Here is a 13,698-nt window from a genome sequence, read left to right as displayed (position 1 = left end):
GTGAAGTATCAGGAGCAGGAAGAACGAAAAGAAGATGGCTCGACTGATTTGAAGTTGTTTTGACGAATACCTCTTTCAGAGGTTAGAATAAAGCCCCCACCTTAGGTGGGGGTTGTTTACTTATATTTATTCCTCCCCCTTCAGGGGGTGGGGGGCTACGCTTCCACAGCCTGCCCTACCAGGTGCTTAGCTACCAGGTACTCGGCAATTTGTACTGCATTGGTTGCCGCGCCTTTGCGCAGGTTGTCGCTCACTATCCAGCAGTTTAAAGTGTTTGGCTGGCTCTCATCGCGGCGGATGCGGCCCACAAATACTTCGTCCTTATCGTGCGCGTCAAGCGGCATCGGGTATTTCAGGTTGGCTACGTCGTCGGTAACAATAATGCCCGGGGCTTTGCTTAATATATCTCTTACTTCAGTCAGGTCAAAATCATTGTCAAACTCGATGTTTACAGATTCTGAGTGACCACCCATAACCGGGATCCGTACAGTAGTTGCCGTAACACGGATGCTCTCGTCGCCCATAATTTTGTTGGTTTCTTTAACCATTTTCATTTCCTCTTTGGTGTAACCATTCTCGGTAAATACATCAATATGAGGCAAAACGTTCAAATCAATTTTGTATGGGTAGGCCATCGGGCCGTCAATGCCCGCGCGCTCGTTCATTAGCTGGTCGACAGCTTTTACGCCGGTACCGGTTACTGACTGATAGGTTGAAACAACCACGCGTTTAATTTTATACCTGTCGTGCAATGGTTTTAAAGCCACTACCATTTGTATGGTTGAGCAATTTGGGTTGGCGATGATCTTATCTTCGGGAGTTAATACACCGGCGTTCACTTCGGGCACAACCAGTTTCTTGGTTGGGTCCATGCGCCAGGCTGATGAATTATCAATTACCGTAGTACCGGCTGCCGCGAAAAGCGGGGCCTGTGCCAATGATGTGCTGCCACCTGCCGAAAATAGGGCGATGTCAGGCTTCTGTTTTATCGCATCCTCAACAGAAATAACCTTTATAGCCTTACCCTTGAAAGTGATCTCTTTACCTACACTTTTCTCTGATGCGACTAATAATAGTTCTGTAATGGGGAAGTTGCGTTCTTCAAGAACCTGCAACATTTTAGTGCCAACTAATCCTGTGGCGCCTACAACTGCGATTTTCATTTTTTTAATTTGTTTCTAAAAGGCAATGAAGCTGCCTTACGGCGGGTTCATTTTTTTAAATGGTTAATTAATAATTATTTATTGGAAAGCAAATATCGGACTTTTTTTACTGACTAGGTATTATTTATGTAAATGATGCCGCAAACTGCCGTTTTAGGTCACCATTATATTGCCGGACTTTTTGTATATTGTTTGGAGCTGCTACAACATCGGCGTTAACAACCCGCCACAAAAAATACAGATCCCGATTGTCACCAAAATCAGCTCCCCGTTCTTTGATTTACAATAAAATGCTAATTATCAATAAGTTAAATTAAAAACTTACTACCGGCATAGGCCCTCACACCCGGTAAGCAGCAAAAATTACTACCGGCATAATACCCCATACCCGAAAAACGCCTAAAATTACTACCGGCATAGCTCCGTATACCCGAAAAATGCAGGTTTTTACTACCGGCAATAACTGACATACCGGTGTAAAATCCAGGCTGATCATTTCATCCAAATTTTTACCTTTGCTGCAACTGATACTCAATATGAACGAAAAGATAATAGTGCTTGGCTCGAATGGCCAGATAGGCACTGAATTGGTCATGAACCTACGCGCTAAATACGGTAATGACCAGGTAATAGCTTCCGATATTCGCAGCACTGATAACCCGGCAATCAACGCTGGCCCATTTGAGCTGGCTAATGTACTTGACAAAGAGAACCTGCATCAGCTGTTTGAAAAACATCGTCCTACACAGGTGTACCTGTTAGCCGCCATCCTGTCCGCCGTAGGCGAACAAAAACCAAAACTGGCTTGGGACCTGAACATGAACGGCCTAATCCATATCCTTGACCTGGCTGTCGAGTTTAAAACCGCTAAAGTTTTCTGGCCAAGCTCTATCGCGGTTTTCGGGCCGCATTCGCCACGCGAAAATACACCGCAGTTTTGCATCATGGACCCAAATTCGGTTTACGGCTTTAGTAAGCTGGCCGGCGAACGCTGGTGCGAGTACTACTATGTAAAATATGGTTTGGATGTACGCAGCATCCGTTACCCCGGCCTGATAGGCTGGCGGTCTGAACCAGGCGGTGGAACTACCGACTATGCCGTTAATATTTTCCATGAGGCTTTGGCCAACGGCAAGTATGAAAGTTTCCTGTCAGCCGATACCGCCCTGCCAATGATGTATATGGAAGATGCCATACGCGCGACACTGGAGCTGATGGAGGCCCCGGCTTATCAAATAAGTATCCGCTCATCGTACAACCTGGGCGGCATCAGTTTTACGCCTGCACAGTTATCCGCAGAAATACAAAAGCACCTGCCCGATTTTAAAATGAGCTATGCTGATTTCGACCCGCGCCAGGCCATTGCCGATAGCTGGCCAAAGAGCATTGACGATACCTATGCGCAAAACGACTGGGGCTGGAAACAAAAGTTTGACCTGGGCAGCATGACGGCTGATATGTTGGAGAACCTGAAAAAGTAAAAGAAACCTCTTATCTTTGACCTTACAACCCATGGGGCTATCAACCATGGACTATTGAATAATTATACAATGGGAAGAGCATTCGAATTCCGTAAAGAAAGAAAATTTAAGCGTTGGGCCAAAATGGCCGTACAGTTTACCCGTTTGGGTAAAGAGATCGTGATGGCCGTTAAAGCCGGTGGTGGAGATGTTAACACCAACTCGCGTTTGCGTACTGCAGTACAAAACTCGAAGGCCGTTAACATGCCTAAGGACCGCGTGGAAGCTGCCATAAAACGCGCTACCAGCCGCGATGAGAAAGATTACGAAGAACTGGTTTACGAAGGTTACGCGGCCCACGGCGTTGCCGTACTGGTTGAAACCGCTACCGATAATATTAACCGTACCGTAGCTAACGTACGCAGCTACTTTACCAAATACAACGGCGCGCTGGGTAAAACCGGGTCGCTTGATTTTATTTTTACCAGGAAAGCGGTTTTCACCTTTGTACCCGGCGACCGTGACCTGGAAGAGCTGGAGTTTGAATTGATAGATGCCGGATTGGAAGATATTTTTGTTGAGGCTGATGAGGAAGGAAATGATATAGCTGTACTGCATACCGCTTTTGAAGATTTTGGTAAAATGCAAAAAGCATTGGAGGAGATGGGTATCGAAGTGAGGTCTGCAAAATTAGAGCGTATACCGCAATCATTTAAAGACGTTACCGAAGAACAGGCTGTTGATGTATTAAAACTGATTGACCGTTTGGAGGAAGATGATGATGTGCAGGCGGTTTATCATAATATGGCGGAGTAGTTTGATTTCGAATTTCGGATGTCCGATTTCGAATTTATAAAGTTTTGATTGTATGCCGTTATTCACCACACGTAAGCAGGAAAAGAAAGTTAAAGTAACCTTTAACCAGGGCTTGCTTATTGTTGAAAAGGCAAATGGCAAGCAAGATGTGTTTATGTTGGAGTGGTTCCCGAAGTTGCAGAACGCTACCGACGAAGAGCGCGAAGATTGGGTACAGACTGACAAGGGCATCCGTTTTACTAAATTGGATCTGGATATCTCCATAACATAGATTCAACATACTATGACTTTCGAAGAGTTTTTTAAAAAGAAGCGGATAGACCTGGCTGCCTTACAACAAGGCGAACCGGCGCTGTTTGCCGAATTTAAATTACACTACGAACAAATGGGCGAAAAGAGTTTTGACCATACCAAGAAATACTGGTTCAATAAAATTCGACTTAATTATAAGTTAGCACCCGAGGTTAAAACCGAGAAACCGCAGATAGAAAACCAGTTAGCCGAACAAACGGTAAACGATAGTTTAAGCGAAATGGCGCCCCCTGCACCAAACGCTGGCTTTACGCCACGGTTTAAAGCAGCCGTTCCGCCCAAGCCTGTTGCCGAAATAGCTGAAGAGAAAAAAGAAGATGCTCCGGTAACCCCTGCACCTAAAGTTGGTTTCACACCAAGATTTAAAGCCGGTGTAACCAAACCCATTGAAACAGCATCCGAAGAACAAAAACCTGAGGAAGCGCCCGCTGAAGAGAAACCGAAGATCGGTTTCACGCCAAGATTTAAAGCGGGGGTGACCAAGCCTGCTGAAATACCATCCGAAGAACAAAAACCTGGGGAAGCACCCGCCGAAGAGAAACCGAAGATCGGTTTCACGCCAAGATTTAAAGCCGGTGTGACTAAACCCGCTCCCCCACCTGCGGAGGAATAACGTTCTGTGTAACAACTTGCGGGTTTTACCGTCTAAGTTTTGCAATCAAAACTTAAGCTCATGAATTGGAAGCTGAATTTTAAAAGGAACACCAACACCGTTAAACCAAAAAAATCTAAAACCCGCGAGTGGGTTGATGCTATCGTTTTTGCGGTAGTGGTATCAACCGTGGTGCGCGGTTTGCTGTTTTCTGCTTATGCTATTCCTTCCGGATCAATGGAAGGCACACAGCTTACCGGCGATTACCTTTTTGTAAGTAAAATAAGCTATGGCCCGCGCATGGCCAATACACCGTTGGCGATACCGTTTACCGAGCCTACCCTATATGGCGTTAAAACTTACTGGGATGCCCTGCAATTACCTTACTTAAGGCTCCCCGGGTTTACCCACGTAAAGAACCAGGATATTGTTGTTTTTAACAAACCTGACGAAGCCGGACCAGAATATAACCTCCCGGTTGATGAGCGCACCTGTTTGATTAAACGCTGCCAGGCTATCCCCGGCGATGTGTTAAGCATTGTTAACACACAGGTTTATATCAACGGCAAACCCTCGCCAAACGCGCCGAAACAACAAATGTCATACGACGTGGTGACAACGGGCCTGGATATCAACCCTGAAATATTGAAGGAACAAAACATCACCATCCAAAATCAACTGTCGCCTGACACTTACGAAATGGTAATGCCTGCATCAGCTGCGGCTGTTATAAAAGGTTATTCCAACATCAAAAGCGTTACGCCGGTTATTGCTAAAGCGGGTATTTATGACCCGGAGATCTTCCCGCATAATCCAAACTTTAAATGGAACCTCGATAACTTCGGGCCCATAAGGCTACCGAAAAAGGGCTGGACAACACCGTTAAATGATTCGACCCTTACTTTATACCGCCGGGCGATAGAAGTGTATGAAAACAATAAAGTCGCGGTAAATGGCAAAGCCATATTGATAAATGGCAGGAAGGCCGACAGCTATACATTTAAAATGGATTACTACTGGATGATGGGCGATAACCGCCATAATTCGCTGGATTCGAGATTTTGGGGATATGTGCCTGAGGATCACATCATCGGCAAAGCGGTATTGACCTGGTTCAGCACCGATTCTACCCGCAGTATTTTTAACCGTGTAAGATGGAACCGGGTTTTAAGGCCGATTGATTAACATTTTGTCAGCTTAGCAAGGGGCGTATGATATAAGATCATTGGCTATGCCTGAAATAACATAAAAATTAAAGGCCGACCATTCGGCCGGCCTTTAATTTTTACACCGTCAGCTTTTTATATTTTATCCGTTTCGGCCCAACGTCGCCCAAACGTTTTTTACGGTTCTCTTCATAGTCAGAGTAGTTACCCTCAAAGAAATAAACCTGCGAATTACCTTCAAATGCCAGGATATGCGTACAGATACGGTCAAGGAACCAGCGATCGTGACTGATCACCACCGCGCAGCCGCCGAAGTTCTCTAAAGCTTCTTCCAACGCACGCAACGTGTTTACGTCAATATCATTGGTAGGCTCATCCAGTAACAATACGTTACTGCCTTTTTTAAGGGTGATGGATAAATGCACGCGGTTACGCTCACCACCCGATAAAACACCAACTTTTTTCTGCTGATCGGCCCCATTAAAGTTAAAGCGCGATACGTAGGCCCTTGAATTAAGCGGGCGGTTACCCACCATAATGGTTTCCAGTCCGCCGGTTACGTTTTCCCAAACAGATTTATTGGGGTCAAGGTCATCATGCAGCTGGTCAACATAACCCAGGGCTACCGTTTCACCAACGCGGAAAGTGCCTGCATCGGGTTGGTCCTGCCCCGTAATTAAACGGAACAGCGTGGTTTTACCCGCGCCGTTAGGGCCGATAATACCTACAATACCGGCAGGTGGCAGTGAGAAGCTCAGGTTATCAAACAATAATTTATCGCCATAGCTTTTGCTTACGCCGTTGGCTTCGATCACCACATTGCCCAAACGCGGACCAGGTGGGATAAACAGCTCCAGTTTTTCTTCGCGTTCTTTAGTTTCTTCAGAGGCTAGTTTGTCGTAATTTGATAAACGTGCCTTTGATTTGGTATGCCGGCCCTTAGGGCCCATGCGCACCCATTCCAGCTCGCGCTCCAGTGCTTTTTGGCGCTTGCCTTCGGTTTTATCCTCCTGGGCCAAACGTTTTGCTTTTTGCTCTAACCAAGTAGAGTAATTACCTTTCCAGGGGATGCCCTCGCCGCGGTCAAGCTCCAGGATCCAGCCGGCCACGTTGTCCAGGAAATACCTGTCGTGCGTTACGGCAATCACGGTACCTTTATATTGCTTTAAGTGTTGTTCCAGCCAATCAATTGATTCGGCATCCAGGTGATTGGTAGGCTCATCCAGCAACAACACATCTGGCTCTTTTAACAATAAACGGCATAGCGCCACACGGCGTCGCTCGCCTCCTGATAATACCGATATTTTAGTATCAGGCTCCGGGCAGCGCAGGGCGTCCATGGCGCGCTCCAGTTTGGTGTCAAGCTCCCAGGCATTAACTGCGTCAATCTGGTCCTGCAGTTCGCCCTGGCGGGCCATCAGTTTATCCATTTTATCGGCATCTTCATAATACTCGGGCAGGCCAAATTTTTCGTTGATCTCCTCGTATTCTTTCAAAAGGGCGGTGGTTTCGCTTACGCCTTCTTCCACAATTTCGCGTACGGTTTTGTTAGGGTCAAGCTCCGGCTCCTGGCTCAGGTAACCTACGGTATAGCCCGGCGAAAATACAACCTCGCCTATATTGGTTTTATCAATACCTGCAATGATCTTTAACAGGGATGACTTACCCGAGCCGTTTAAACCGATAACGCCGATTTTAGCGCCATAAAAAAAGCTCAGGTAGATGTTTTTTAATACTGTTTTTTGCGGGGGATATACTTTGCTTACCCCGGCCATTGAAAAAATTATTTTTTCGTCTGCCATGTATGTTAATTATTGAATAGTTGATCCCGATAGCTTATCAGGAAGTGATTGGGTGAATGATTTTGTTTTGATAGAAATATCGACGCAAATATGAACAATAGTAAAGCCAAGTGCAAACGTAAAGCCAGAAAGTAAATGGCCGGGAGCTGCCTGTTTGCAGATAGAGGGGTCTGTAGCGTCCCGGCATAAATTGGGCCAACCGGCACGTTCATCAAGTAATAAGCCCCGGTGATGTAAAATATTATAAAGGGCTATCGGGTTTGTTTTTCTTCGCATCATCATTATTAAATCACAAAAATAACTTTGATATGAAGAACCATTTTCACCACCCCGACCACGCCGCACCCGAAGGCAACAATGACGGCATTGACCGCCGCGGTTTTTTAGAATGTATGGCCTGGGCGGGTACCGGCGTGCTTTGGATGATGTCGGGCGGCGTATTAAAATCATATGGCATGAGCCAACTAACGGACAAAACTACCGGCGGCCTTAAAAAGGGATTGATCGTTCCGGCATCCGATTTCAGTTTTGTGCAGATCAGCGATAGCCATATCGGCTTTAACAAACCTGCTAATACCGATGTGTTAGGCACCCTTAACGCCGCCATAGCAAAAATTAATGTGATGCCCACCGCACCATCGTTTGTATTACATACCGGCGATTTATCACACCTTGCACAGGCCGAGGAGTTTGACACGCTGGAGCAATCATTAAAAGCGGTAAAAACCGAAAAAATATTTTATGTACCCGGCGAGCATGATGTAACCGATAACGGCAAACTTTATTTGGAGCGCTACGGCAAAGGCACCTTAGGCGACGGCTGGTACAGCTTTGATTCGCACGGCGTGCATTTTATTGGCCTGGTAAACGTTACCAACCATGTTGACGGCGGCCTGGGGTACATTGGCGCGGAACAATTAAAATGGCTGGAGAATGATTTGAAACCCTTATCAAACAGCACACCTGTTGTGGTGTTTGCGCATATTCCGCTTTGGGCAATCTATCCGCAATGGGGCTGGGGCACTGACGATAGCGCGCAGGCCTTAACTTTGCTTAAACGCTTTGGGTCGGTGTCGGTATTAAACGGACATATCCATCAAACTATCCAAAAGGTTGAAGGTAATATTACGTTCCATACCGCCAATTCAACAGCGTTCCCGCAGCCTGTTCCGGGTACCGCGCCGGGGCCGGGCCCGATGAAAGTACCGGCTGATAAATTACGCTCAATGCTGGGTTTAACCAGCGTTAATTATGTTGAGCATAACCATACGCTTGCCATAACCGATACCCCTTTAATAGCAGCCGACGCGGCTGCGGACAAAAAATAATCAGCCTAAAATGAAACGTATTACTACCCTGTTGCTGCTTTTATTTGCCGCTGCTGTAAGCCATGCCCAGCTTAAACCGGTTGAGCAGGCTTCGACACTAAAATTCACCATCAAAAACCTGGGTTTTGATGTGGACGGATCATTCACGGGCTTTGAGGGAAATATCAGTTTCGACCCTCAAAGCCTTGCCGCCAGCTCGTTTGATGTAACCATTAAAACGGCCACCATCAACACGGATAATAACCTGCGCGATGAACATTTAAAAGGCAGTAGCTTTTTTGACGCCAGGAATTATCCTAACATCCGTTTAACAGTCAGCAAAGTTATGCCGACCAATAAAATCGGCCTGTATATGTTAAACGGGCAGCTAACTATAAAAGGAAAAACGCAGGCCATACAGTTTCCGTTTTCAGCAACCGCAATTGCCCGCGGCTACCAGTTTAAGGGCTCGTTTAAAATGAAACGAAAAGATTTTGGCGTGGGCGGTACCAGTACCGTTGCCGACGAACTGGAAGTTGTGTTGGATGTAACCGCCACCAAAAGCCAGGCCAGCTCATGAGAATAAACAGAACAGCCGCGATTATAACATCGCTTGCAATTGCGGTATCCCTGATGGCCGCCAGCGCTTTTAAAGCAGCCGAACCGGTACGCTACACCAATTTAAAAGTACTGCCAAAAAACATCAGCGCCAAAGAATTACAAGGGATCATGGTTGACGATTTCCAGGACGCGCTGGGTGTAAACTGCAGCTTTTGTCATGCCGGTAATAAAAACGGCCGTGGACTTGATTTTGCCAGCGACGCCAGGCCTGAAAAAGAGATAGCGCGCCAAATGATGCGCATGACCATCGGCATCAATAAAAAATATCTTAAAGTAAAGCACCCTAAAATTGGCAGCGACGCGCTGGTGGTGTCCTGCAATACCTGCCATAAAGGGCAGCCATTTCCGGATGGTGTTGAGTAATAAAAAACTAAACAGTTTTGGTAACTTTCGCCCGTTAAACATCCGCAATCCTTGAAGATCAATAAATTAACATATCACCTGGGCTTTTGGCTGCTGGCCTACCTTTTCTGGATCTTTATTTTCAGGAACGGCACGCTGGTGTTAACGCATGCCATCACCATTCAATTTTGCTACCTGGTGTTTATCGCTGTCAACTATTATTTTAACACGCTGTATACCATCCCGCAGTTGCTTAACAAGCGGCGTTATGTGGTTTTTGGTTTGCTGTTTTTAGGGGGGATCATGCTAACCGCCCTGGTGCGCATCCCGGTATCGGTGTTTGTGGTTACCACTGTTTTTAAGGTGCCGCATCCGCAGTTTAATTACCTGTCAATCTTTTTTGATTCGTTTGTCAATATTTTGTTTTGGGTGATCTGTATCCTGGCGGCTAAAATGGTGATCGAAAAGATCCGGTCGCAGCTCTATATCGAGCAGATCGAGAAAGAAAAAGCCACCAACGAACTTAACTTTTTACGCGCGCAGTTTAACCCGCATTTTTTGTTTAATTCTATCAACTCTATTTACGGGCATATTGATAAAACAAACAAAGATGCCAGGAACATGCTGCTGGTGTTTTCAGAGATGCTGCGTTACCAACTGTATGAGTGCAATGTTGAACAGATTGAATTGGACAGCGAGATCAATTATATTAAAAACTACCTGGCTATACAAAAAGGCCGCATAGACGAGCGAATAATGGTAACCTTTAATGCCGATAATATTAACGGGCAAATAATGGTAGCGCCGCTGCTGTTTATTACTTTTATTGAAAATGCTTTTAAATATATCGGCTTTAATGGGAATAAGGAAAACAGGGTTGATATCTCCCTTAAATACGAAAATGGCGTGTTAACGTTTAAGGTTTATAATACCCGGGAGGCGTTTGTTAATTTAACCGAAAAGTCGTCAGGGTTGGGCGTAGCAAATACACGCAGGCGGTTAGAGATCCTGTACCCCGGCAAGCACAGCTTATCCCTGTTGGATGATGATTGTTATTATGAAGTTACTTTAATTTTGTCCGGCATATGATCCTGAACTGCCTTATTATTGACGACGAACCTATTGCCCGTAAGCTTTTACAGGAATATATAGAGGAGACTGATTTTTTAAGGCTGGCCGGCACGGCAGAGAACCCCGTAAAAGCTACCGGATTATTAAATGAGTTGGATATCGACCTGATATTCCTGGATGTGAATATGCCCAAAATGAACGGGTTCCAGTTTTTAAAATCGGCAACCAACCTGCCCATGGTGATCATGACGACCGCTTATGGCCAGTATGCGCTGGATGGCTTTGAAATGGCGGTGGTTGATTACCTGGTCAAACCTTTTTCGCTGGATCGTTTTATAAAAGCCGCCCAAAAAGCGCTCAGGCTAAAATCGCTGGAACAAATACAGGAACCGGCAGGTAAAAGCACTGATGCGTATTTCTATGTAAAATGCGACAATAAAATTGAGCGCGTAAACTACAACGAGTTGGTTTATATTGAGGCGATGGCCAATTACATAACGTTGTATACTATCCCTAAAAAGCTGGTGGTTTACCTTACCATCAAAGGGATACAGGAAAAGCTCCCGCCTGCCCTGTTTTTGCAGGTGCATAAAAGCTATATCATTAACCTGGATAAGATCAATAGTATTGAAGGCAATATGCTGGACGTCGGCCTCGCAAAGATCACTATCGGGCAAAGCTTTTATGACGAAGCTATAAAAAGAATACTCCAGGGGAAGTTTTTTAAACGCTAATTGCGTCGGTAATATCACAGCAGACAAAATAATCACATCTAATTTAAGTTATTAATTAACAGTGCTGTTTAATGCTGCACGCGGTTGCTAACATCCGTTTTGCGGCACCCGGCTTTCATGCGCACAACAATCGGCACCGCGTTCACGTATACCAACTGACGCTATTTAAAAAAATATTTAATTGTAACTAAACCATTACAATTGCGTTATGTCATAGCAAAGCAACAAACATTAAACATAACTATAACCCCTCAAAGATTATGAAAGCGTTAAGATTCACATTAATCATTCCGTTATTGCTGTTTGCAATTTCGTGTAAAAAATCAGCAAACAATCCTACTGCCAGTGTAACTACTGACGAAGCTATGGATATGGCTGTCGGCGCTATCTCGGCAAACTCATTTGGTTTCGCCAGCGTAGCTGATAACATTAGCGCCAATGCGCAAAATGTTAATTCGGTAAATGGTGGCGGACAGGCGGTTAATTCAACCGGCACTGCGTCTGTACACCAGGCCTGCGGCACCACGGTAGCCGATAGCCTGAACTTTAACGGCAGTAACTCGGCCGTTACGTTTACCGCATTTTATAAATACATGCGTACACTAAACTGCAATGCCAACAACCAGCCCGACAACCTGATTAACAGTATTACTTTCCACGGCAGTTTTGATGGCCCACGCCTAAGCTCAACCGATTCGGGTACGTCAACCGTTACTATCGGCGGTTTAAGCAGCAGTGCTACCAACTTTGTTATCAATGGTACCTATACCCGTAATGGTGCTTTCAACTCAAAAGTAGGCAGCAAGGCCAGCGGCAACAGCACCGTGGTAATTACAGCCAGCAATGTAACGTTAAGCAAACCGGGCCGGGCCGTAGTTAGCGGCAGCGCGGTTATTACAGTATCGGGCACTGCACCTTCCGGGGCATTTAACTTTACCGGCAACCTGGTATTTAACGGCAACAACCAGGCAACATTAACCATCGGTACCAATGTTTACCTGGTGAACCTGCTTACCGGTGCTTACACCAAAAAATAACCGGTTAACAAACACCATACCTACGGGTAAAAAGAAAGCGCCGGGGCATAATGCCCCGGCGCTTTCTTTTTATAATCAGCAACTTTAAAGGCAGGCAGCCCGGCGGGTTACTTTACCTTTAAATCTATAGTTTCAGAAGCACCAAAAATTGTAGGCGCAGCCGGCGATTCAGGGTTGGTGTTCCATAAGCATTCGCGTACGGTTAATTGCAGTGTTGAAGCGTCGAGCGTTAAAAGCTGAAAGGATAACTTTGTTTCATCCGTTGCGGAATATTTACCTTTCATTGGCGAATCAACCCTGAACGTGTTAAGCGCCACATCATGATCAGGGCCGTGATAAACGTAAAACTCGTTATAATTACTATGTCCGTGAAAGTAAGCCCTGATATTGGGATGGGCCTTTAAAAATGTTACCCAGCCACGTTGTTCAATAGCAGTGGCCTCCTCATCTTTAAACGCATTGCTACCTTCTTTATAATGTTCGGGTATGATATTTTCAAACTTGTTTTCGGCCGTCATCTCATACGGTGGTAATGGGTTGGTAAAATGTTTCGGATCGGCAATCGGCGGATCATGGCAAAATATAATAACGGGGGTAGTTTCCGGTACTTTCTGCAGATCTTTCTGCATCCATATCCGTTCTACCGAGTCCGGCCACACAGTGATGAACAGCATATGCACCCCGTGTACATTTACCGAGTAATTGATCTTATCCGTAACGTAGTTATAACTTTCGTTAGTTTTTGGCTGGGCGGGCTTCATCATCCTATTGTATAGCTGTACCAAAGCCGTGGGGTCTGTTTTAGGTTGCATAAGCTTGCTGCTGCCAATCGCGTTCGAGATATCATGGTTACCGGGTACCAGCAGCAGTTTAACAAGTTGATGTTCGCCGTCAACCAGCGTGAGCCGGTGGCCGTAATCCGACCAAAACTGCTGCCAGCTTATGGCAGCAGTTTGATAGGGTGGCTCCATCCGGTTGGCAATGTCTCCGGTTTCTATCAGGTAGTCTACCGCGGCTATCTTTTTTCCGGAACCAACGCCATGGTCTGCCGGCAGGGTTAACAGGGGTAAAATATTTAATTGCTTTATCAGGGCCTGGTTTACCAGCTGTGCGTTTACGTGGGTGGCACCCCTGAAGTTTTTGCGGGTGATGCCGTAATGTACATCAGATATAAATACCATTTGGGTCACCTGGCTCATTGCCAGTGACGGGCATATCAATGCCAGGCCGGTTAATAATTTTTTAAGCTTCATATAAATAAATAAGGGCCCTTGC

The 13,698-nt window shown here is 45.7% G+C and carries 16 protein-coding genes; 11 read left to right on the top strand and 5 right to left on the bottom strand.

Going from position 1 to position 13,698, the window contains the following annotated elements:
- Positions 1–155: 155 nt before the first annotated feature.
- Positions 156–1,163: an aspartate-semialdehyde dehydrogenase gene (locus LJ658_RS08955; protein WP_230546145.1), complete on the bottom strand. Its 1,008-nt coding sequence runs from the start codon at positions 1,161–1,163 to the stop codon at positions 156–158.
- Positions 1,164–1,471: 308 nt separating this feature from the next.
- Positions 1,472–1,633: a hypothetical protein gene (locus LJ658_RS08950; protein ID WP_230546144.1), complete on the bottom strand. Its 162-nt coding sequence runs from the start codon at positions 1,631–1,633 to the stop codon at positions 1,472–1,474.
- A 66-nt stretch (positions 1,634–1,699) separates the two neighbouring features.
- Between LJ658_RS08950 and LJ658_RS08945 the strand changes: the two genes are divergently transcribed.
- From LJ658_RS08945 to lepB, 5 genes are all read left to right on the top strand, one after another.
- Positions 1,700–2,644, top strand: coding sequence for an NAD-dependent epimerase/dehydratase family protein (locus tag LJ658_RS08945; RefSeq protein ID WP_230546143.1), 945 nt, complete (start codon positions 1,700–1,702; stop codon positions 2,642–2,644).
- 69 nt (positions 2,645–2,713) lie between these two features.
- Complete coding sequence (locus tag LJ658_RS08940; RefSeq protein WP_230546142.1) at positions 2,714–3,439, top strand: YebC/PmpR family DNA-binding transcriptional regulator; 726 nt, start codon at positions 2,714–2,716, stop codon at positions 3,437–3,439.
- 52 nt (positions 3,440–3,491) lie between these two features.
- Entirely contained in the window at positions 3,492–3,710 is a 219-nt protein-coding gene (locus LJ658_RS08935) for a DUF2442 domain-containing protein (protein ID WP_230546141.1), read from the top strand.
- Between the two features lie 12 nt (positions 3,711–3,722).
- Positions 3,723–4,364, top strand: coding sequence for a hypothetical protein (locus tag LJ658_RS08930; RefSeq protein WP_230546140.1), 642 nt, complete (start codon positions 3,723–3,725; stop codon positions 4,362–4,364).
- 60 nt (positions 4,365–4,424) lie between these two features.
- Positions 4,425–5,528 carry a signal peptidase I gene (gene lepB / locus LJ658_RS08925; RefSeq protein ID WP_230546139.1) on the top strand — a complete coding sequence of 368 codons (1,104 nt, stop codon included), beginning with the start codon at positions 4,425–4,427 and terminating at the stop codon, positions 5,526–5,528.
- Between the two features lie 100 nt (positions 5,529–5,628).
- Here lepB and ettA read toward each other — a convergent pair whose 3' ends face one another.
- Together ettA and LJ658_RS08915 are read right to left on the bottom strand one after the other, a co-directional pair.
- Complete coding sequence (gene ettA / locus LJ658_RS08920; RefSeq protein WP_230546138.1) at positions 5,629–7,311, bottom strand: energy-dependent translational throttle protein EttA; 1,683 nt, start codon at positions 7,309–7,311, stop codon at positions 5,629–5,631.
- A 9-nt stretch (positions 7,312–7,320) separates the two neighbouring features.
- Positions 7,321–7,593: a hypothetical protein gene (locus LJ658_RS08915; protein ID WP_230546137.1), complete on the bottom strand. Its 273-nt coding sequence runs from the start codon at positions 7,591–7,593 to the stop codon at positions 7,321–7,323.
- 26 nt (positions 7,594–7,619) lie between these two features.
- Between LJ658_RS08915 and LJ658_RS08910 the strand changes: the two genes are divergently transcribed.
- The 6 genes from LJ658_RS08910 (at position 7,620) to LJ658_RS08885 (ending at position 12,423) form a co-directional block, all read left to right on the top strand.
- Complete coding sequence (locus LJ658_RS08910; RefSeq protein ID WP_230546136.1) at positions 7,620–8,639, top strand: metallophosphoesterase; 1,020 nt, start codon at positions 7,620–7,622, stop codon at positions 8,637–8,639.
- Between the two features lie 10 nt (positions 8,640–8,649).
- Positions 8,650–9,198, top strand: a complete 549-nt coding sequence (locus tag LJ658_RS08905; protein ID WP_230546135.1) for a YceI family protein — start codon at positions 8,650–8,652, stop codon at positions 9,196–9,198.
- Positions 9,195–9,602 (top strand): c-type cytochrome, encoded by a 408-nt coding sequence (locus LJ658_RS08900; RefSeq protein WP_230546134.1) that lies wholly within the window; start codon positions 9,195–9,197, stop codon positions 9,600–9,602. The genes LJ658_RS08905 and LJ658_RS08900 overlap by 4 nt, the downstream gene beginning before the upstream one ends.
- 51 nt (positions 9,603–9,653) lie before the next feature.
- On the top strand, positions 9,654–10,670 hold the full coding sequence (locus tag LJ658_RS08895; protein WP_230546133.1) for a sensor histidine kinase: 1,017 nt from the start codon (positions 9,654–9,656) through the stop codon (positions 10,668–10,670).
- Complete coding sequence (locus LJ658_RS08890) at positions 10,667–11,386, top strand: LytTR family DNA-binding domain-containing protein (protein ID WP_230546132.1); 720 nt, start codon at positions 10,667–10,669, stop codon at positions 11,384–11,386. Before LJ658_RS08895 ends, LJ658_RS08890 begins: the two co-directional genes overlap by 4 nt.
- Before the next feature lie 260 nt (positions 11,387–11,646).
- Positions 11,647–12,423, top strand: coding sequence for a hypothetical protein (locus LJ658_RS08885; protein WP_230546131.1), 777 nt, complete (start codon positions 11,647–11,649; stop codon positions 12,421–12,423).
- A 107-nt stretch (positions 12,424–12,530) separates the two neighbouring features.
- Here the strand turns inward: LJ658_RS08885 and LJ658_RS08880 are convergent, their stop codons facing one another.
- Positions 12,531–13,676, bottom strand: coding sequence for a metallophosphoesterase (locus LJ658_RS08880; protein WP_230546130.1), 1,146 nt, complete (start codon positions 13,674–13,676; stop codon positions 12,531–12,533).
- Between the last annotated feature and the right edge of the window lie 22 nt (positions 13,677–13,698).

Origin of the sequence: Mucilaginibacter sp. UR6-11 (assembly GCF_020880695.1) — a bacterium.
Taxonomy (GTDB): Bacteria; Bacteroidota; Bacteroidia; order Sphingobacteriales; family Sphingobacteriaceae; genus Mucilaginibacter.
This window is presented reverse-complemented; position numbering and strand designations above follow the sequence as displayed.

Bases quoted from the DNA above. Each gene is read 5' to 3' on its own strand.
- LJ658_RS08950 (WP_230546144.1), bottom strand. From the start codon at position 1,633: ATGTCAGTTATTGCCGGTAGTAAAAACCTGCATTTTTCGGGTATACGG.
- LJ658_RS08890 (WP_230546132.1), top strand. From the start codon at position 10,667: ATGATCCTGAACTGCCTTATTATTGACGACGAACCTATTGCCCGTAAG.
- LJ658_RS08930 (WP_230546140.1), top strand. From the start codon at position 3,723: ATGACTTTCGAAGAGTTTTTTAAAAAGAAGCGGATAGACCTGGCTGCC.
- LJ658_RS08940 (WP_230546142.1), top strand. From the start codon at position 2,714: ATGGGAAGAGCATTCGAATTCCGTAAAGAAAGAAAATTTAAGCGTTGG.
- LJ658_RS08945 (WP_230546143.1), top strand. From the start codon at position 1,700: ATGAACGAAAAGATAATAGTGCTTGGCTCGAATGGCCAGATAGGCACT.
- LJ658_RS08915 (WP_230546137.1), bottom strand. From the start codon at position 7,593: ATGATGATGCGAAGAAAAACAAACCCGATAGCCCTTTATAATATTTTA.
- LJ658_RS08910 (WP_230546136.1), top strand. From the start codon at position 7,620: ATGAAGAACCATTTTCACCACCCCGACCACGCCGCACCCGAAGGCAAC.
- LJ658_RS08885 (WP_230546131.1), top strand. From the start codon at position 11,647: ATGAAAGCGTTAAGATTCACATTAATCATTCCGTTATTGCTGTTTGCA.
- lepB (WP_230546139.1), top strand. From the start codon at position 4,425: ATGAATTGGAAGCTGAATTTTAAAAGGAACACCAACACCGTTAAACCA.
- ettA (WP_230546138.1), bottom strand. From the start codon at position 7,311: ATGGCAGACGAAAAAATAATTTTTTCAATGGCCGGGGTAAGCAAAGTA.
- LJ658_RS08900 (WP_230546134.1), top strand. From the start codon at position 9,195: ATGAGAATAAACAGAACAGCCGCGATTATAACATCGCTTGCAATTGCG.
- LJ658_RS08880 (WP_230546130.1), bottom strand. From the start codon at position 13,676: ATGAAGCTTAAAAAATTATTAACCGGCCTGGCATTGATATGCCCGTCA.
- LJ658_RS08935 (WP_230546141.1), top strand. From the start codon at position 3,492: ATGCCGTTATTCACCACACGTAAGCAGGAAAAGAAAGTTAAAGTAACC.
- LJ658_RS08905 (WP_230546135.1), top strand. From the start codon at position 8,650: ATGAAACGTATTACTACCCTGTTGCTGCTTTTATTTGCCGCTGCTGTA.
- LJ658_RS08955 (WP_230546145.1), bottom strand. From the start codon at position 1,163: ATGAAAATCGCAGTTGTAGGCGCCACAGGATTAGTTGGCACTAAAATG.